Here is a 16,968-nt window from a genome sequence, read left to right as displayed (position 1 = left end):
GCATCCGGATGGTGGAGCCGGCGGGAATCGAACCCGCGTCCGCAAGCACTCTACAGACAGTTCTACATACTTAGCACTATCATTTAATTTAACCTGTACAACACGGATGTGCACGTTTTGGACAAGCGATTCACCTTAGATTTAGCGCTGCTTCAAGTGACCCGTCACAGCGCGATTCCCTGTAAATGACTCCTTAGCTTTTAACGGCCCGCCCCAGGGAAGAAGCGTTTAGGAGCTAACAGCCCTTAGGCTGCCAGTGCGTACGAGTTATCGTTTGCAGTTATTGATTTCTGGGTGTATTTACGAGGTAACCAGGCCTCGGTATGCCCTGTTCTGCTTTGCAACCCACGTCGAAACCAGGTCGGCCCCACAGAACTTCTATTCTACAGCACTTTGCCGCGCCCCGCCACGCACGTCAAACGCCGGTCATATTTGGTCGCTATGATGACGTTCATTAGCGCCGCCACGGCGACTACTACCGGCGCCGGCGGTCGGGAAATATACCGGCACCATCTTCCTTCACAATAGCTTGAGCAGTATCCCGGCGATGCCGATGATGCTGGAAAGCAGCATTCCCACCAGCCAGCGGAACTGCGTGTGCATGTCGCCACGCAGGTGGTCGATCTTGGCGTCGATGAGACGGAGGTTGCCCAGCATTTCCTCGCGCACCCGCTCGATCTTGACGTCAAGCAAACGGAAATTGTCGAGCATTTCTTTGCGCAGCAGCTCTAACCGAGCGGTACCGTCCCGGTTAGAGGCGTCAAGCCTGCCGCTGACGTCACGGTTCAGTGCTTCGAGCTTGCCGTTCAACGCGCTGTACATGGTGTCAATCCGCGCGTTGGTTTCCCGGTGCAGTTCGAGACCGTGATCTTTCAGCCGCTCGATGCGGGCAGTGACTTCGCGTGCCTGTTCGCGCAGGCTGGCGTTGACCTCCTGACGCAGCAAATCCATCCGCTCCAGCGACTCGCGGTGCATCACGTCGATGCGGGCGTTGACTTCGCGTAAGCTGTTGCCCAATTCGGCCAGCGGTTTGCCGTTGTCCATTGGTGCATTCATGGTCGTCTCCCCTGTCTTCTGCCCGAGCTTAGAAGGCGTACGCCCGCCAGTCATGATTTACCTCAAAGGTGTGAGCTGTTGTTGCATTGCAGCACACCGTGACGGTTTTGTGAAATCAGCCTCGTCCGTGCATTAGAATGACAGTGTCATCATTTCAGCAAGCGATGCCGACATGCACGATGCCGCAGCCACTGTTCCGAAGAAGCGCGGGCGCCCGCACAAGGGCGAAGGCGGCGGCCTGCGCGCCGAATTGATCGAAAAGTCCGCCCTGCTGTTCCGCACCAAGGGCTATGACAACACCACCGTGCGCGACATCGCTGCTGCCGCCGGCATCCAGGCCGGCAGCTGGTTCTACCATTTCAAGACCAAGCAGGAGATCCTGGCCGCCATCATGGAGCAAGGCATGCAGCGCGCGCTGGCCGAGGTGGAGGCGATCGCCGCCCAGCCACTGTCGCCCAGCGCCATGCTGCACCGGCTGGTCGAAGCCCATCTGCATACGCTGCTGGCGCCCGACCACCATTTCATCGCCGTGCTGCTGTACGAGTGGCGCTCGCTGGACGAGCAGTCGCGCGACCGCATCACGGCGCTGAAGGACCGCTACGAGGCGGTGTGGGACCACGCCATCGGGGCGCTGCACCGCTCGGGCGCGTGGACCGTGCCGTCGCAGTTCGACCGGCTGCTGATCTTCGGCGCGCTGAACTGGACGGTGCAGTGGTACAAGCCGGGCAGCGGTGCCGATGTGCGTGAGCTGGCTCACCAGGCGATGCGTTTCATCCTGCGCACGCCTGCCGCAGTTGAGGCACAATAGGGGCATACCAACTGCCAGGATGCACCATGATTTACGAGATTGCCGAGCTGTATATCCAGCCAGACAGCCACGACCAGTTCCAGGCCGCCGTGGCCAAGGCGGTGCCGATCTTCCAGGCGGCCACCGGCTGCCTGTCGATGCGCCTCGACCGCGATATCGAGACGCCGGACACCTATCACCTGGTGATCGGCTGGGCCACGCTGGAAAACCATACGGTGGACTTTCGTGGCAGCGCCGGTTTCCAGGACTGGCGCGCCCTGGTCGGCGGCTTCTTCGCCCAGCCGCCGAAAGTGGAGCATTTCAGCACCGTCGTCGCCGGCTTTTGAACACATAACAACAAGGAGGCCATCATGTCCCGTACCATCCACCGTAATTTCCCGCAACCCACCGATGCCGAGAGCGCCCGCAGCGCGCTGCTGTCCGGCGGCTTCCCGCAGGCCAGCATCAAGCTGACCAAGCATGCTGAACTGCCGCCATCGGTCGCCACCAGCACGGTCGGCAACCTGCTTGATGCGCTGACGCCAGGCGGCCCGGCTGCTGCTGCTGCCGCGCGCCATCGCGCCGGCGCCATGCTGTCGGTCGATGTCTATGATGACGAGGAGCGCGACAAGGCCGACGCCATCATGGGCGGCTTCGGCGCCAGCGAGGCGTAAGCGCGCTCAGCGCCCTGCCCCGCCTTGCCCGGCGCTACACCGCCGGGTGGTTGAACACCTGCCGCAGGTAGGCCAGGAAGGTTTCGTCCTTGCTGATGGTCTTGCCCGGCGAGTCGGACAGCTTGGCCACCGACTGTCCATTGCACTGCACCAGCTTCATGACGATGTTCAGCGGCGCCAGTCCGACATCGTTGGTCAGGTGCGTGCCAATGCCGAAGCCGGTCATGATGCGGTCGGCGAAGTGGCGGTAGAGCGCGATCGCGCTGTCCAGATTCAGGCCGTCCGAGAACACCAGCCGCTTGGTCTTCGCGTCGATGCGCAACGCCGCGTAGTGCGCGATGGCTTTTTCGCCCCACAGCACCGGGTCGCCGGAGTCGTGCCGCAGGCCGTCGAACAGCTTGGCGAAATACAGGTCGAAGTCGTCCAGGAAGGCGTCCATGCCGACCACATCGGTCAGCGCGATGCCGAGGTCGCCACGGTATTCCTGCACCCAGGCTTCCAGCGAGGCTTTCTGGAAGTCGCGCAGCCGCACGCCGAAGGCCTGGAAGGATTGCATGTATTCATGCGCCATGGTGCCGATCGGGATCAGGTTGAATTTCATCGCCTGGTAGACGTTGGAGGTGCCCTTGAAATACTCGGGCACTTCGCGCGCCAGCCGCTGCACCACTTCGTCATGCCACTCGCCCGAGAAGCGGCGGCGGGTGCCGAAGTCCGACATTTCGAACGGGAAGAATTTGGCCGGTTCCTGGCCGAAAGCTTTGAGCCTGGCGATCTTGGCCGTCAGCCGCGTGCGACCCTCGGTCAGCGCGGCGGCGTGGTCGAAGCGGCGGAAGTACAGCTCGTTGACGATGTACAGCACATAGATCTCGAAGCCCATCACGTGCACCTGCGGGCCGGCGGCGTGGATCTTCAAGATGTCGCCGTCGGCGCTGACGTCGATGAACTTGCGCTGGAAACGGAACACCGTCAGGAAGTCGACAAAGTCGCTTTTCATGTAGCGCAGCGAGCGCAGATAGCTCAGTTCCTCGTCGCGGAAGCTCATCGAGCATAGGTGGTCAAGCTCCTGCTCGATCTGCGGCATCAGTTCGGTCAGCGGGAAGTCCGGCGTGTTGCGGCAGACGAATTCGTATTCGGTGTGCGAGTTCGGATGGCCGTGCAGCAGCGCCTGCCACATGGTGAATTTGTATAAGTCGGTTTCCAGCAGGCTGCGGACCACCGGCGCTTTCATGCCGGCTCTCCGGCGTTGGCGATCAGCTCGGCCAGGGCGTCGGACGATTGCAGCAGCTGCACGCCGCGCGCGGCCATCGCCTGCAGGAAGTCCTGGTACTGGGCTTCGAAGCCGCTGACCGGGCTGATGCAGTCGGTGACCAGCGCCAGCTTGGCCAGCGAGGCGGCGCCGTATTGCTGCTCGAAGTAGTCGGCGATGTGTTCGACCGTGGCCTTGACGCAGTGACTGCCGGCCTCGCCGGCCACGTAGATGCGGTCGGCTTCGGCCAGCGTGCGCACGAATTTGTAGTTGAACTGGGTGTCCGGGTCGTCGGCGTCCGGCACTTCGGCCTGCACCGCCGAGTAGTGCTCGGTCCATGGATTCGAGCCCTTGGCCAGCTTGGCGACGATGCCCAGCGCGGCGTCTTCCCAGTGGCCGTAGGCGGCGCGCACGTCGGCGTGGACGTTGTGGCCCCAGCTGCCGATCTCGCAGTGCACCGGCCACACCATCAGCTGGTAGCGGCCGGCCGCTTCCAGCCGGTCCAGGTAGTTTAGCGCGATCGGCAGCGACGCCAGGTGGCGCGGCAGGTATTTCTGCGCGCGGACGTCGGCAGCGGTGATTTCGGTGAACGGGGCGACTGCGGCGCCGCCAGCGGCGGTCCAGAAGGTCGGGTGGGCGATGTCGAAGCGGTGGTGCGAGTCGAGCGTGACGCTGAGCGCGCTGATGCCGGCGCGGCCACGGTTAATCAGGCCGGCCAGGCGCAGCATGTCCTGGTGGGCGCCCGGCACCGGCAGCGCCGGCCGCAGGGGCTGGCGGGTAACCGGATCGGTGGGCAGGTAGCTGGCTGGCAGGTCGCAAAAGTCGTTTTGCGGGTCTATCATCAACAGATGTAGATTCCGTTTCATGGATGAAGGCTCCGGTACAGGGAGCCTTCATCATACAGCTTAGGCGGCGATGGCGTCGATCTTTGCGCGGCTCTTGGCGATGGCGCTGGCCACCGCTTCTTCGCCCATCGCCACACCTTCGGCGACGATGAAGGTGACGTCGGTCATACCGAGGAAGCCCAGCACCGCGCGCAGGTAGGTGGTGGTGTAGTCGTAGGCAGCGTACGGGCCTTCGCTGTAGGCGGCGCCGGTGGCCACCACCACATAGACTTTCTTGCCGGTGACCAGGCCTTCGGCGCCGTTGGCGCCATACTTGAAGGTGCGGCCGGCGCGGGCGATGTGGTCGATCCAGGCTTTCAGGCCTGAGGTGATCGAGAAGTTGTACATCGGGGCGCCGATGACGATGGTGTCGGCGGCCAGCACTTCGTCCACCAGCGTGTCCGAGGTCTGGATGACGCTGGCCTGGGCGGCGCTGCGCTGCTCGGCCGGCGTGTAGTAGGCGCCAATCATTTCCTCGGTCAGGTGCGGCACCGGGCTCACGGCCAGGTCGCGGGTGACCACGCTGGCGGCCGGGTCGGCCGCCTTCAGCTTGGCGATGAATTCGCTGCCCAGCTGGCGGGTCAGGGAGCCGGTGCTGCGCACGCTGCTGTCGATGTGGAGAATGTTTGCCATGATGCTGAGTCCTTTTCGGTGGGGAGGTTGCAGCGATCATAAAGCGATTATAATATCGATGAAATGCTGTTTATTTCTATTTAATCTATCGAGAATATCGATTATGCGAGATCCCGGCCTGCCCTCCCTCGACCAGCTGCGCGTGTTCATTGCCGTCATCGACCATGGCGGCTTTGCCCATGCGGCGCGCGCGCTGCACCGTACGCAGTCGGTCATCAGCTACACCATCGCCAACCTGGAGGAGCAGCTGAATGTGGCGCTGCTGGACCGCAGCAAGCGCAAGCCGACGCTGACCGAGGCCGGCAAGGCGCTGCTGGCCGATGCCCGCGCGGTGTCGCTGAAGGTCGACGGCATGCGGGCGCGCGCCAAGGCGCTGTCGGCCGGGCTGGAGGCGGAGGTGTCGCTGGTGGTCGATGTGATGTTTTCCACCTGTAAGCTGGTGCGCATCCTGCACGCTTTCCAGAAGGAGTTCCCGACCGTGTCGATGCGTCTGCGCACCGAGGCGCTGGGCGCGGTGACGCAGCTGGTGGCCGATGGCACCTGCCGCATCGGCATCAGCGGCTGGATGCCGGGCACGCCGGATGTCATCGAGCGCCAGGCCTGCGGCTTTGTCACCATGGTGCCGGTGGTGGCGCCCGACCATCCGCTGGCGCAGATCGACGGCATCGTGCCGACCGCTGTGCTGCGCGAGCACACCCAGCTGGTGCTGACCGACCGCAGCACGCTGACGCAGGGCCAGGATTTCGGCGTGCTGGCGCTGCGCGACTGGCGCCTGGGCGATCTGAGTTCCAAGCATGCGCTGCTGCGCAATGGCATCGGCTGGGGCAATATGCCGCAGGAGTTTGTGCAATGGGATCTGGATGCAGGCCGGCTGGTGCAGTTGCAGATCGCCGAGGGCAGTTCGTTCAGCTTCCCGCTGTATGTGATACGCCGTGGCGACGAGGAGCCGGGACCGGCCACGCGCTGGCTGATGCAGCAGTTCCTCGATCTGGCGCAGGGCGAGCCGGCGCCGCTGAGCGAGCGCGAACAGGCCGAGCTGGCGGCGCATATGGCGCAGCTGGCGGCACAGCCGCATGCTTATCACGCGCTCAGCGAGTGCGCGCAGGCGGCGGTGCGCACACCTGCCGTGGTTGGCGGTGTTGCCGCTGTTGCCGCTGTTGGCGGTGTTGGCGGTGTTGGCGGCGTTGGCAGCGTTGCCGCTGTTGGCGCAGTGGGCGCAGCAGCGGAGGCGCCACCGGGCAAGCCGGGGCGCAAGCGTGCACGCTTGCCGGCGCCCGATGCGCCGGCGGGCCTGGCGGTGGCCGCGCCTATTTCACTCCGGCCGCGCTAAGCTTGCCGCGCAGGCGGCGGATTTCTTCCGACAGGTCGACCACCAGCGCCGCCACGTCGTCGTTGGCTTCGAACGCGCGCTCGATCTGGCACAGCCGCCGCGCGCGCACCAGGTCGGCGCTGCTGAAGCGCCAGCCGCCACTGTCGGCCTCGGCATCAGCAGCGGCATCGTCATGCGCCAGCAGGATGCCGGTGCGCACCCGCGCCACCACCCAGTCCGGCTCGACGGCGCAGGCCTGCGCCAGTTCTTCCAACGTCAGTGCGGCGTCGTCGACCACCACCGCAGTCAGCACTTGTCCCATGATCATCCTCCCGTGCGCGGATTGAAGGCCATCTCGCGCGCCATCGTTTGGTACAGTTGTTTGGCGGCCTCGCTGTCGGCCGGCGGCAGCACCACTTCCAGCAGCAGGTAGAGGTCGCCGATTTCCTTGCCGGGGATGCCGCGCCCGCGCAGCCGCAGCTTGCGCCCGCTTTGCGAGCCGGCCGGCACGGTGACGTTGACCTTGCCCGACGGCGTACTGACCTCGATCTCGCCGCCCAGCGCCAGCTCCCAAGGCGCCACCGGCACCGTCTGGTAAACGTCGCGGCCGTCGATGCGGTAGCGCGGATGCGGGCGGAACTGGATTTCCAGGTACAGGTCGCCCGGCCCGGCGGCGCCCTGCTGCCCCTGGCCGGACAGGCGCAGCTGCTGGCCGGCGGTCACGCCTTTCGGGATGTTGACGCTGAGGTTGCGCTCGCGCGTGACGATGCGGTCGTGGGGGTCGCGCTCGGCCACCATCAGGCTGATGGTGCGGGTCGCGCCTTGATAGGTGTCGCTCAGATCGATGGTGATGCTGGCGTGGCTGTCGTCGCCCTTCTGCGGCGCCTGCCGGCGGCGCCCGCCGCCGCCGCCGAAGTTGGCAAACAGGTCGGAGAAGAAATCGCTGTCGCCAAAGCCGCCGGCGCCACCGAAGCCGCCCTGCTGGCCGCCGGGGCCGCCGCCAAAGCCGCGCCCCCAGTCGGGCGGCGGGCGGAATTCCTGGCCGGCGCGGTATTGGTGGCCGCGCCCCAGCTCGTCGTAGGCCGCGCGCTTCTCGGCGTCGCCCAGCACGCCGTAGGCTTCGTTGATTTCCTGGGTCTTCTGCTGGGCGTCGGCTTCCTTGCTGACGTCCGGATGGTATTTGCGCACCAGCTTGCGGTACGCCTTTTTGATCTCATCCTCGCTGGCCGTCTTGGCCACGCCCAGGGTCTGGTAGTAATCCTTGTATTCCACGTTGCCCGCTCCTGTAATGCACCGTTGCCAGTCTAGCGCAAATGCTCAAACCGTGCGGGCCGCGTGGCCCTCCCTTTAGCGCAGGCGGCGCACCGACGAGATGCGGTTGTTCATGTCGTCCAGGCGGTCGTAGCGGCCCGGGTTCAGCACGATGCAGCGGCCGCCGTAGTTGGCGTGCTCGCACAGTTCCCAGCGGCCTTCGTTGACGATGACCGAGCCGGCGCGGTCGTTGAAGTCGTAGTCGTCCAGCTTGCGCACGTCACCGGGCAGCTCGGCGCGGCGGCCGCCGAAGTTGGCCTGGGCGAACAGCACGATCGCTTCGCCACGGCCGTAGCCGGGGCCTCGGCCATCGCGGTCATCGCGGTCGCCGTGCCCGCCGGGGCCGCGGCCATCACGGTCATCGCGGTCACGGCCGCCGACCTCGCGCACCGACGATACCTGGTCGTTAAAGCCCTTCAGTTGGCGGTACTCACCGCGTTGCAGCGTCATGCACTGTCCCTGGAAGCCGGCGTGCTGGCACAGTTCCCAGCTGCCGGAACGGACGATGACGCTGGAGGTGCGGTCGTTGAAGCCCTGCTGCACCAGGTCAGGCGTGGCGCCGCGCACGGTCACCGAGCGGCCGCCGAAGTTGTCGTCGGTGTACAGCGTGATTTCGCCGGCGTGGGCGACGCCGGCCAGCAGCAGGGTGGTGGTCAGCAGGCGCGAGAAGATGTTTTTCATGGTGTGGTCACAAGAAGTTCAGATACGGGTATAACGGCTGTCCGGACAATGTCGCTGACAGGAAACTATAACCAATTTGCAAGCAATTGTAAGGCCTCAGGGACGGCGCGGCGCGTCCACTTCGCGCACCGACGAGATCATGTCGTCGAAGCCTTTCAACTCGGCGTACTCGCCTTCCTTCAGGATCAGGCATTTGCCCTTGTAGTGCTTTTCCGCGCACACCTGCCAGCTGCCCTTGTGCACCACCACGCTGGAGGTCTTGTCGTTGAAGCCCAGCGGGTCGAGATCGGGCGTGGCTTCGTGCAGCGTGATGGCCGGGCCGCCCAGCCGCGTGTGGCTGTACAGCGTGATGTCGCCGGCATGGGCCAGCGAGCAGGCGCCGAGCGCGGCGGCGGCGAGAAAGGGGCGCATGGCGTCTCCGAGTTGGGCTGAGCCAGCATGATAGCGCGCAAAACTGTTAGCAACACAGTAAAATTGTGCCTTTCTGTAACGACTTTGTTTTGTCATGCCGCATACCTTTACCCTCCCCAATATCCGCCGTGAAATCGTCGCCCTGTGGCGGCTGGCCTGGCCGGTGCTGGTCGGCCAGCTGGCCACGGTCGGCATGGGCGTGGCCGACGTCGCCATGACCGGCCACACCAGCGCCGACGAGCTGGCGGCAGTGTCGCTGGGCGCCTCGGTGTGGTCGATCATCCTGGTGACGGTCAGCGGCGTGATGATGGCGATTAACACCATCGTGGCGCACGATGTCGGCGCCGGCGCGCTGGGCAAGGTGCCGCACGCGGTGCGCCAGTCGCTATGGAAGGCGCTTGGCGTCGGCGTGGCGGCGATGCTGCTGGCCAACCTGGCAACGCTGGTGTTCGACTACCTCGGCCTGGCGCAGCATGTGCATGACCAGGCGGCGCTGTTCGTCCACATCATCAGCATCGGCCTGCCGCCGTTTGCCGCCTACCGCGCGCTGTACGGCTACAGCACCAGCATCAACCAGACCAAGCCGGTGATGGTGATCGCCATCCTCGGCCTGCTGTTCAATGTGTTCGTCAACTGGCTGCTGGTGTTTGGCAACTGGGGCTTGCCGGCACTGGGCGGCGTCGGCTGCGCGGTGGCGACCGGCCTGTGCATGTGGCTGATGCTGGCGGCGATGATTTTCTGGGTCTGGCGCACGCCGGTGTACCGCCCGACTTTCCCGTTCACCCATTGGGAATGGCCGCACTGGCCGGAGATCCATTCGATGCTGCGCCTCGGCCTGCCGATCGGCGTCACCTACTTTGCCGAGGTCAGCGCGTTTGGCGCGGTCAGCCTGCTGGTGGCGCGCTATGGCGTGGTGGAGATTTCCGCGCACCAGATCGCACTTAATTTCAGCTCGCTGACCTTCATGGTGCCGCTCAGCTTTGGCATCGCGCTGATTACCCGCGTCGGCCAGGCCATGGGCGAGGGACAGCCGGTTCGGGCGCGTTTTGTCGCCTGGATCGGGGTCGGCATGTCGCTGGCCTTCGGCCTGCTGTCGGCGCTGCTGATGGTGGCGTTCCGCCAGCAGATCGCCGCCGCCTACACGTCCGACCTGGCGGTGCAGGCGCTGTGCGCCTACCTGCTGCTGTTTGCCGCGCTGTTCCAGCTGTCCGACGCCACCCAGGTGGCGACTTCCAGCGCCATCCGTGGCTACAAGGTCACGCGCCAGCCGATGCAGATCCAGCTGCTGGCCTTCTGGGGCTTCGCGCTGCCGCTCGGTTGCTGGCTGGGACTGGGGCATGAGATGGCGGCAGCCGGTTTCTGGATCGGCCTGACCATCGGCCTGACGGTGGCGGCAGTGCTGCTCAGCTGGGCGCTGCACAAGCTGTCGCTGGAGAAGCTGGGCCGGGCCTGACGCCGAAGGAAAAACGGTTTTCGGGCGCGGATTCCCAATCTTGCCGTCTCGCCACGGCGGTGTGCGTCTGGTATCGTCTCGGCTTCTGCCCATTAGAGAGACACCATGCGCTTCATCCTTTGCTTCCTTGCCCTGCTGTCGGGCGCCGCCTCGGCGGAAAAACTGACCCTGGACCGCATCCACAGCGACCCGTCGCTGTCCGGTCCGGGCGTGCGCAGCCTGAAAGTCTCGCCCGACGGCGCCCGCGTCACCTTCCTGCGCGGCCGCGACGACAACCAGTTCCAGCTGGACCTGTGGGAATACAACCTGAAGGACAAGACCACCCACCGCCTGGTGGACTCCAAGCTGCTGGTGCCGGACGAAAACCTGTCCGATGCGGAAAAAGCCCGCCGCGAGCGCGCCCGCACCGCCAGCCTGAAAGGCATCCTGAGCTACAGCTGGTCGCCGGACGGCAAGCGCCTGCTGGTGCCGATCGCCGGCAATCTGTACCTGATCGAGGCCAGCAAGCCGGACCAGGCGCGCATGGTCGCCAGCGGCAATGTGCTGGACCCGAAAATTTCGCCGCAAGGCCGCTATGTCTCCTACGTGCGCGACCAGAACCTGTTCGTCATCGACCTCAACACCGGCAAAGAGAAGCAGCTGACCACTGACGGCAAAGGCACCATCCACAATGCCGAAGCGGAATTCGTCGCGCAGGAAGAAATGTCGCAGACCACCGGCTACTACTGGGCGCCGGACGATTCCGCCATCGCCTACAAGCGCTACGATGAAGCGCCGGTGCCGGTGGTGCGCCGCTTTGAAATCTTTGCCGACCGCACCGAAGTGGTCGAGCAGCGCTACCCGGCTGCCGGCGATCCGAATGTGCTGGTGGAGCTGAAAATCGTTTCGCCGGTCAGCGGCGAAATCCGTGATGTCGCGCTTGGCGCAGAAAAAGACATCTACCTGGTGCGCGCCGACTGGAGCGCCAACAGCAAGGCCCTGCTGTTCCAGCGCCAGACCCGCGACCAGAAAAAACTGGAACTGGTGTCGGTCGATGCCGCCTCGCTGGCGCAAAAGGTGCTGATTACCGAAACCTCCGCTACCTGGATCAGCATCTTTGACGACCTGCGCTTCCTGGAAGATAACAAGAGCTTCATCTGGTCGTCCGAACGCAGCGGCCGCAAGCACCTGTACCTGTACGGCCTGGACGGCAAGCTGAAACACGCCATCACCAAGGGCGAATGGGGCATCGACCGCCTGCTGGCGGTGGACGAGAAAAACGGCCGGGTGTTCGTGCAGTCGAACCGCGACGCGGTCATCGACAGCCAGACCTACGCGCTGAAACTGGATGGCAGCAGCGCTGACAAGCCGACCCGCGTGACGCAAGGCGACGGCTGGCACGATTCGTCCTTCGCCCGCAACGGCGAGGTGTTTGTCGACACCTATTCGAGCCCGGACACGCCACCGCAAGTCAGCATCCGCAAGCCTGACGGCGCCATGATCCAGTGGCTGGAAAAGAATGAACTGAACGCCAGCCATCCTTACGGCAAATACCTGGATGCGCACCTGAAAACCGAGTACGGCACGCTGAAGGCCAAGGACGGCCAGACCTTGTACTACTCGATCATCAAGCCGTCCGCCTTTGACGCATCGAAGAAATACCCGGTCTACCTGTCGACCTACGGCGGCCCGCACTCACAGCACGTGTCGCGCAAATGGGGCAATTACTTCGACCAGTACATGGCGCAGCAAGGCTTTGTCGTCTGGCGCCTGGACAACCGTGGCTCCTTCCGCCGCGAGCGCGCCTTCACCGACGCCAACTACCATCAACTGGGCCGCGTGGAAGTGGAAGACCAGCTGACCGGCATCGAGTGGCTGGGCAAGCAGAGCTTTGTTGATGCCAAGCGCATCGGCGTGTTCGGCTGGAGCTACGGCGGCTTCATGTCGCTGCGCCTGCTGGCGGAAGCATCGGACAAGATCGCCATGGGTGTGTCGGTGGCGCCAGTAACTGACTGGACGCTGTATGACACCCATTACACCGAGCAGTTCATGGGCACACCGAAGGAAAACGCGGCCGGCTATGAATACAGCGGCGTGTATTCGCATCTGGATGGCCTGAAATCACCGCTGCTGCTGATTCACGGCATGGCCGATGACAACGTGTTGTTCACCAATACCACGCGCATGATCGACGCGCTGGTCAAGCGTCAGGTGCACTTCGAGCTGATGACCTATCCGGGCGCCAAGCATGGCATCTCCGGCCCGGTCCCGCAGCGTCACGTGTGGGGCAATATTGAGGCGTTCTTCAAGAAGAATCTGAAGCCGGAATAAACGGCAAACAGCCCCACGCGCTGGACGCGGCCAAGGCCGCGCCTATGCTGTGGGGCTGTTTTTATGGCGCGCCGCAATTAGTTGCGGTTGCCTTTCACGACATCTTCGACGGCTTCCTTGGCGTCGCCGTAGCCTTTCTGGATTTTGCCTTCAGCCTGTTTGTTCAGGCCCTTGGCTTGCTGCTCGGAGCTGCCTACCAGTTTGCCGGCTTCTTCCTGAATTTTGCCGCCGATGTCTTTCAGTTTGCCTTCGACTTGATCCTTGTTCATGATGAACTCCTTAGTAGCTAAAGGACACACAGCCCAGTGCTGTGTGCATGGGATCTACTATAGGACGCTTGCCGCTAGGCTTCTGTGCGCTCACGTACGCAGCGCCAAACACTGGCCAGCCACGGTTGTTGCTCACGCGGCAGACCTGTTGGACGGTAGTAATGGCTGACCGGCGCAAAACCCGCTGCCATCAGGTATCGCTCCCAGGTATCGTAATCGTAGTAGCTGCCGTAACGCGGACCGTTCCAGCCTTCACGGTTGTCGCCGCGCGGATTGGAGCTGAATAGCACGCCGCCAGTCTTCAACGCGCCATGCAGCCGGCGCAGCACCTCCGGCAACGCCGCGCTCGGCACATGAAACAGCGAAGCGTTCGCATACACGCCATCAAAATATTCCGCCGGCAGATCGAGTTCGACGAAATCCTGCTGCCATACCTCGCAGCCGCTATAAGCACGCGCCATCTCGACGAAACGCGCCGAGCCATCGATGCCGGTCGGTTCATGCCCCATCGCCTTGAACGCCTTCAGATCGCGCCCCGGTCCGCAGCCCAGGTCCAGCAGCCGGTATGGCGCGCTGGCGTGTATTGCGTCCAGCAAGGCGGCGATGTTCTGACTGACATCATGATCGATGGTGCCAGCAAAAAACTGCTCCGCCGTCGCCTCATAATGCCGCAGCGTCGCCTGCGTAATGTCTTGAATGTCGTCCATGGGCGCTATTGTCTCACTGTGTGCGGGATCGTTACTATTTCTGATGTCTATTTCAGTCTATTTCTGCCTATTTTGAACTTTGTGCGCTGCACGATGGTCTAACGAGTAGAAAACAGTAGAAATTAGATCAAAATAGACAGGAGAAATAGTATGAATCCCGCACGCATTGCTTTCATACCCCCGGCCACGCGCGACGCGCTTGAAAGCTACCTCTACCGTACACGCAGCGCCCTGACGCCGGCGCAGGCCGTCGCCGCTGCGGTCGCGCTGTGGCTGGAGCATCAAAAATCAGCAAATTCCTTTTCGCTGCGCGGTTACCAATGGAAGCAACTGTTCCTTCCCGAAGGTAGCTGCTTGCGCATGACCTACAAGGAAATGACGTTTTACGCCAAGGTCACACGGCGGCTGGATCAACAGCCGCTGTCGTCCGCCGACGCTATCTCGGAAGCCGCCAAGGCCATGACAACCACGCTGGGCGCGGCCATGCTGCTGATCAAGCATGTAGACCACCAGTCGACCACCATCACCGAGCGGCGCCTGCCGAAAAACCGCCGTGAATACGACCTGATGGACGACGATCACTGAAAAGCGACGAAAGCCTCCCAAATCTCTTCTGGTATTGGAAGATTCGCTATATAGTTAGCCTATAGCAACGCGACTATCCCAAGGAGATAAATATGAAACTTGATGCCCTGTTCCAGAATCCAACTGCGTTGCCCACCGCGCCCAAGGTCGTGGAAGAGCTGATCAGCAGTTTCGACAAGGCCAGCGTCTCGACCGAAGAGATTGCAAAGAAATTGTCGACGGATCCTGTGCTGAGCGCCAAGCTGCTGCGCCTCGCCAATTCGGCCTACTATCACGTTTCGCGCAGCATCGGCACCGTGGAAGACGCCGTGCTGATGCTGGGCTTCGTCACCGTTCGCACGCTGGTCATCAGCTCGGGCCTGGTGAGCGGCTTCAAAACCGTGCCCGGCCTCGACCTGAAACAGTTCTGGAAATACAGCCTGCACACCGCCGTGGCGGCCAAATGGATCGCCAAGAAAACCAAGGAAAACACCGACCTCGCCTTCACCATCGGCATGATGCACGCCATCGGCCAGCTGGTGATCCACTCGGCCGCGCCGGAACAGGCGATGGCGCTGGACAAGGTGGCCGGCCCGATGGATTCGCGCCGCCTGGACGCCGAACAGCAGTCGCTGGGCTACACTTTTGCCGACGTCGGCGCCGAACTGGCCAAGCGCTGGAAGTTCCCGGCCGCCTTCTCGGAAACCATCTCGGCCTTCCCTGAACCGCACCATAACGGCGAGCTGAACCGCCTGGCCGCCGTGGTGGCGCTGGCCGCCTGGCGCGCCCGTGTCGCCCAGGCCGAGCTGACCGACGATGAAATCGCCGCCTGCTACCCGGTCGACTTGGCCGAGGAGCTGGGCCTGGAAGACAACGCCCTGATCGACGACATGCCGCCGCCGGACGAATTGAGCGCCGGCCTGGAAGAACTGGTCAAATAAGTTAATTTTCCAATATCAAAATCCGCCTGTTTTGCCGCAGGCGGATTTTTTTCGATTTTTTTTTTCAAAAAACCCTAAAGTTCCCGTTGAAGGCGACGTTAAACAAGACATGCGGTAATCCGCTTAACTTAGCCAGGTGGGATCATGACCTCTTCCGAAGTCCTCTCGATGTACGAAAACATTGCCGGTTTGACCAATCAAATGGCGGCTGCTGCACGCATCGGAGATCTGGACCGCCTGGGCCAGCTGGAAGGCCAGTGCGCCACCGAAGCACGCGCAGTCAGCACCGGCGTGCCGGCCCTGAACGGCGGCCAGCGCCTGCGCAAGATTGACCTGCTGAAACAGATCCTGGCCAACGACCGCGAAATCCGCGACGTGACCGATCCGTGGATGAACAGCATTCCAGGCATGGCGCACCAATAAGCACCATCGCCGCAAAGGAAAAGCGCCTCCGAAGAGGCGCTTTTTTTATGCCGTCAGCGCCAGGCGCAGCGACAACGCAATCCCCTGCGCCGCCTGGTTGATCTCGTCCAGCGACGGGAAGCTCGGGGCGATGCGGATGTGACGGTCCTTGGGATCGAGGCCATACGGGAAGGCCGCGCCGGCCGGCGTCAGCGTGATGCCGGCTTCCTTGGCCAGCGCCACGGTGCGCTTGGCAGCGCCATCCGGCGTCACCAGATCGATGAAGTAGCCGCCCTGCGGCTGGGTCCACGACACGCCCGACACATCGCCCAGCAGCGCCTGGAACTGTGCCAGCACCGCGTCAAACTTCGGTTTCAGCAGCTGGCGATGCTGTTCCATTAGCGCCTCGACGGTGGCCAGGTCCTTCAGAAAGCGTACATGGCGCAGCTGGTTGATCTTGTCCGGGCCAATGCTGCGGAAGCCTGCATGTTTGGTCCACCAGGCGATATTCGCCGGCGACGCCGCCAGCGCTGCCACGCCCGAACCAGCCCAGCTGACCTTCGACGACGAGGCAAACACAATGGCGCGGTCCGGATTGCCGGCTTTTTCACAAGCCTGCAGGATATTCGCAACTGCCAGCTTCTGCTCGCCCAGGTGGTGGAAGCGGTAAGCGTCGTCCCACATCAGGCGGAAGTCTGGCGCGGCGGTTTTCATCGCCGCCAAACGCTCGACCACCTGATCCGAGAACACCACGCCGCCCGGATTGCTGTACTTCGGCACCAGCCACATGCCCTTGATGCTGGCGTCCTCGGCCACCAGCTTCTCGACCAGGTCCATGTCCGGACCGTCGGCGTTCATCGGCACATTGATCATCTTGATACCGCGCGCCTCGCAGATGGCGAAATGGCGGTCGTAGCCCGGCACCGGGCACAGGAAAGTCACCGGATTCTGCACCCACGGCGCATGGCCAGGCACACCGTTCAACAGCGCATAGACGATCACATCATGCATCAGCGACAGGCTGGCGCTGCTGTCGACCACTACTTGTGCGGCCGGCACATCCAGCAGCTCGGCAAACAGCGCGCGTGCTTCCGGCAGGCCGACGCTGCCGCCGTAGTTGCGGGCATCGGTGCCATCGGCGGCTTTGTAGGTGGGCAGCGCTTCGGTCAGCGCATTGGACAGGTCCAGCTGCTCGGGCGCCGGCTTGCCGCGCGACATGTCGAGCTTGAGGCCGCGTTGTTTGAAGGCTTGGTATTGGGCTTGATAATCAGGTGCTGCGCTCATCGGAGGGTCTCTCTATGGTGGGAAAATAGCGCCAGACACTATACCC

Annotated in this window: 20 protein-coding genes and 1 other RNA gene; 9 read left to right on the top strand and 12 right to left on the bottom strand. The window is 63.3% G+C overall.

Features of this window, described 5'->3' with window-relative positions; all coding sequences use genetic code 11:
* Positions 1–9: 9 nt before the first annotated feature.
* Positions 10–369: a transfer-messenger RNA gene (gene ssrA, locus BLS51_RS25775) on the bottom strand.
* 150 nt (positions 370–519) lie between these two features.
* Positions 520–1,056 (bottom strand): hypothetical protein, encoded by a 537-nt coding sequence (locus tag BLS51_RS25770; protein WP_139168787.1) that lies wholly within the window; start codon positions 1,054–1,056, stop codon positions 520–522.
* Between the two features lie 172 nt (positions 1,057–1,228).
* Between BLS51_RS25770 and BLS51_RS25765 the strand changes: the two genes are divergently transcribed.
* From BLS51_RS25765 to BLS51_RS25755, 3 genes are read left to right on the top strand one after another with little or no spacing between them, the layout of a single operon-like run.
* Complete coding sequence (locus BLS51_RS25765; RefSeq protein WP_090191128.1) at positions 1,229–1,864, top strand: TetR/AcrR family transcriptional regulator; 636 nt, start codon at positions 1,229–1,231, stop codon at positions 1,862–1,864.
* A gap of 26 nt (positions 1,865–1,890) precedes the next feature.
* A complete protein-coding gene (locus BLS51_RS25760; RefSeq protein ID WP_090191126.1) occupies positions 1,891–2,190 on the top strand; it encodes an antibiotic biosynthesis monooxygenase family protein in 300 nt (99 codons plus the stop codon).
* Between the two features lie 24 nt (positions 2,191–2,214).
* Entirely contained in the window at positions 2,215–2,517 is a 303-nt protein-coding gene (locus BLS51_RS25755; protein ID WP_090191123.1) for a hypothetical protein, read from the top strand.
* Between the two features lie 34 nt (positions 2,518–2,551).
* Here BLS51_RS25755 and pncB read toward each other — a convergent pair whose 3' ends face one another.
* The 3 genes from pncB to BLS51_RS25740 are packed head-to-tail and all read right to left on the bottom strand — an operon-like array spanning position 2,552 to position 5,280.
* Positions 2,552–3,745 carry a nicotinate phosphoribosyltransferase gene (pncB, locus tag BLS51_RS25750; RefSeq protein ID WP_090191120.1) on the bottom strand — a complete coding sequence of 398 codons (1,194 nt, stop codon included), beginning with the start codon at positions 3,743–3,745 and terminating at the stop codon, positions 2,552–2,554.
* Positions 3,742–4,629 carry a cysteine hydrolase family protein gene (locus BLS51_RS25745; protein WP_090191117.1) on the bottom strand — a complete coding sequence of 296 codons (888 nt, stop codon included), beginning with the start codon at positions 4,627–4,629 and terminating at the stop codon, positions 3,742–3,744. Before BLS51_RS25745 ends, pncB begins: the two co-directional genes overlap by 4 nt.
* Before the next feature lie 39 nt (positions 4,630–4,668).
* Entirely contained in the window at positions 4,669–5,280 is a 612-nt protein-coding gene (locus BLS51_RS25740) for an FMN-dependent NADH-azoreductase (protein WP_090191114.1), read from the bottom strand.
* Positions 5,281–5,383: 103 nt separating this feature from the next.
* Here BLS51_RS25740 and BLS51_RS25735 point away from each other — a divergent pair, with 103 nt between their 5' ends.
* Positions 5,384–6,610, top strand: a complete 1,227-nt coding sequence (locus tag BLS51_RS25735; RefSeq protein ID WP_090191111.1) for a LysR family transcriptional regulator — start codon at positions 5,384–5,386, stop codon at positions 6,608–6,610.
* Here the strand turns inward: BLS51_RS25735 and BLS51_RS25730 are convergent.
* The 4 genes from BLS51_RS25730 to BLS51_RS29855 all read right to left on the bottom strand — a co-directional run bounded on the left by BLS51_RS25730 (position 6,588) and on the right by BLS51_RS29855 (position 8,992).
* On the bottom strand, positions 6,588–6,911 hold the full coding sequence (locus BLS51_RS25730; protein ID WP_090191549.1) for a chaperone modulator CbpM: 324 nt from the start codon (positions 6,909–6,911) through the stop codon (positions 6,588–6,590). The genes BLS51_RS25735 and BLS51_RS25730 overlap by 23 nt on opposite strands.
* A 2-nt stretch (positions 6,912–6,913) precedes the next feature.
* Positions 6,914–7,861 (bottom strand): DnaJ C-terminal domain-containing protein, encoded by a 948-nt coding sequence (locus BLS51_RS25725; protein ID WP_090191108.1) that lies wholly within the window; start codon positions 7,859–7,861, stop codon positions 6,914–6,916.
* 75 nt (positions 7,862–7,936) lie between these two features.
* Complete coding sequence (locus BLS51_RS25720; protein ID WP_090191105.1) at positions 7,937–8,581, bottom strand: beta/gamma-crystallin; 645 nt, start codon at positions 8,579–8,581, stop codon at positions 7,937–7,939.
* Positions 8,582–8,677: 96 nt separating this feature from the next.
* Positions 8,678–8,992: a beta/gamma crystallin-related protein gene (locus BLS51_RS29855; protein ID WP_175472691.1), complete on the bottom strand. Its 315-nt coding sequence runs from the start codon at positions 8,990–8,992 to the stop codon at positions 8,678–8,680.
* A gap of 94 nt (positions 8,993–9,086) precedes the next feature.
* Here BLS51_RS29855 and BLS51_RS25710 point away from each other — a divergent pair, with 94 nt between their 5' ends.
* Entirely contained in the window at positions 9,087–10,445 is a 1,359-nt protein-coding gene (locus tag BLS51_RS25710) for an MATE family efflux transporter (RefSeq protein ID WP_090191102.1), read from the top strand.
* Positions 10,446–10,550: 105 nt separating this feature from the next.
* On the top strand, positions 10,551–12,755 hold the full coding sequence (locus BLS51_RS25705; RefSeq protein WP_090191099.1) for a S9 family peptidase: 2,205 nt from the start codon (positions 10,551–10,553) through the stop codon (positions 12,753–12,755).
* 77 nt (positions 12,756–12,832) lie between these two features.
* Here the strand turns inward: BLS51_RS25705 and BLS51_RS25700 are convergent, their stop codons facing one another.
* Both BLS51_RS25700 and BLS51_RS25695 read right to left on the bottom strand, forming a co-directional pair.
* Positions 12,833–13,024 carry a CsbD family protein gene (locus BLS51_RS25700; RefSeq protein ID WP_090191098.1) on the bottom strand — a complete coding sequence of 64 codons (192 nt, stop codon included), beginning with the start codon at positions 13,022–13,024 and terminating at the stop codon, positions 12,833–12,835.
* Positions 13,025–13,098: 74 nt separating this feature from the next.
* Positions 13,099–13,731, bottom strand: a complete 633-nt coding sequence (locus tag BLS51_RS25695) for a class I SAM-dependent methyltransferase (protein ID WP_090191095.1) — start codon at positions 13,729–13,731, stop codon at positions 13,099–13,101.
* A 150-nt stretch (positions 13,732–13,881) separates the two neighbouring features.
* Here BLS51_RS25695 and BLS51_RS25690 point away from each other — a divergent pair, with 150 nt between their 5' ends.
* The 3 genes from BLS51_RS25690 to BLS51_RS25680 all read left to right on the top strand — a co-directional run bounded on the left by BLS51_RS25690 (position 13,882) and on the right by BLS51_RS25680 (position 15,659).
* Positions 13,882–14,316 carry a hypothetical protein gene (locus BLS51_RS25690; protein WP_090191093.1) on the top strand — a complete coding sequence of 145 codons (435 nt, stop codon included), beginning with the start codon at positions 13,882–13,884 and terminating at the stop codon, positions 14,314–14,316.
* A 92-nt stretch (positions 14,317–14,408) separates the two neighbouring features.
* Complete coding sequence (locus tag BLS51_RS25685; protein WP_090191090.1) at positions 14,409–15,236, top strand: HDOD domain-containing protein; 828 nt, start codon at positions 14,409–14,411, stop codon at positions 15,234–15,236.
* A 144-nt stretch (positions 15,237–15,380) separates the two neighbouring features.
* On the top strand, positions 15,381–15,659 hold the full coding sequence (locus tag BLS51_RS25680; protein WP_090191088.1) for a flagellar protein FliT: 279 nt from the start codon (positions 15,381–15,383) through the stop codon (positions 15,657–15,659).
* A gap of 45 nt (positions 15,660–15,704) precedes the next feature.
* On the opposite strand, the gene BLS51_RS25675 is transcribed toward BLS51_RS25680, so the two are convergent.
* Positions 15,705–16,922, bottom strand: a complete 1,218-nt coding sequence (locus BLS51_RS25675) for an aspartate aminotransferase type Ic (RefSeq protein WP_090191085.1) — start codon at positions 16,920–16,922, stop codon at positions 15,705–15,707.
* Positions 16,923–16,968: the final 46 nt, after the last annotated feature.

The organism is Duganella sp. OV510 (genome assembly GCF_900100205.1).
Lineage (GTDB): Bacteria > Pseudomonadota > Gammaproteobacteria > Burkholderiales > Burkholderiaceae_D > Rugamonas.
Note: the sequence above shows the minus strand (reverse complement) of the source record. Positions and strands in the feature narration are given on the sequence as shown.